This window comes from Escherichia sp. GZ89 (assembly GCF_019366485.1).
Classification (GTDB): domain Bacteria; phylum Pseudomonadota; class Gammaproteobacteria; order Enterobacterales; family Enterobacteriaceae; genus Escherichia; species Escherichia fergusonii.
Genome location: NZ_JAEOHX010000049.1, coordinates 1 through 812, shown reverse-complemented (window position 1 = coordinate 812; position 812 = coordinate 1). Strand labels below are relative to the sequence as shown.

The window sequence follows — 812 nt, the reverse complement described above, 5'->3', positions numbered from 1 at the left end:
GATGGCGGCGGCAGGCGCGACGCTGTATACGCTGGCAGACTGGGAAGAGACGCAGGGCCAGGCTATCGCCAGGTAGCGGAGCAGGTATCGTATCCGGTCAATACATCACGCAACGGTGAGACCATTGCATAGATCTTTGGGCCGGATACGTCACGTCAGCGTCGCTACCAGGCAAAGCTCAACGCAGGCTGGAGAGCGCTTCTAACGAAACAGATTAAAAAGCGCGGGCTGGCCGGCGCAATGTTCTGGGAATAGGCCGCCAATGACAATAATCAGTTAGCGAAACAGTTGGCGGACTCGCTGGACATTAAGCGTAATGGGTAAAAATATGGCGGGCCTGTGCCTGACAGCAATGAGCAGGCCCGGTAAGCACAACGCATTGGCAATTAAACCACCGGATGGCGACTACCTCTTATCCGGCTGCCGTTACTGCATTTTCAATGTCGCAATCGGCTTTGACGTAATACCGAAATCCGCTTTGAGCTGCTGCTTGCTTTTCATCACCATCTGACCGTGAGTATCGATCGTCATATGTTGCGCTTCGGTATTGTGCCGCGCCTGCCATAGCATCACCAGTTGCAGGCTGTTTTCTTTCTGTTCCGGCGTCAACGCCACGCCATCCGGCCATTTACCCAGCTCAACGGCGGTGGATAAACGTTGATACACTTCCGGCGTCATGCTGTTAATGATCTCATCAAGATTCATGATGTGTCCGCTCCTGTGGAATAATTTGCTGAATCGTTTTTTCAGCCTTTCAGTTGATCGCCGTTTTTCTCGTCAGAAAAGGCCAGCGAGGCCGAGTTAACGCAATA

The 812-nt window shown here is 52.7% G+C and carries 1 protein-coding gene and 2 pseudogenes; 1 reads left to right on the top strand and 2 read right to left on the bottom strand.

The annotated features are described in order from the left end of the window. A pseudogene (locus tag K0335_RS22120) lies at positions 1-76 on the top strand (nicotinamidase/pyrazinamidase); the annotation flags it as partial. A gap of 350 nt (positions 77-426) precedes the next feature. Here the strand turns inward: K0335_RS22120 and K0335_RS22115 are convergent. Further along, positions 427-705, bottom strand: coding sequence for a YeaC family protein (locus tag K0335_RS22115; protein ID WP_001046864.1), 279 nt, complete (start codon positions 703-705; stop codon positions 427-429). Between the two features lie 41 nt (positions 706-746). Further along, a pseudogene (locus tag K0335_RS22110) lies at positions 747-812 on the bottom strand (peptide-methionine (R)-S-oxide reductase); the annotation flags it as partial.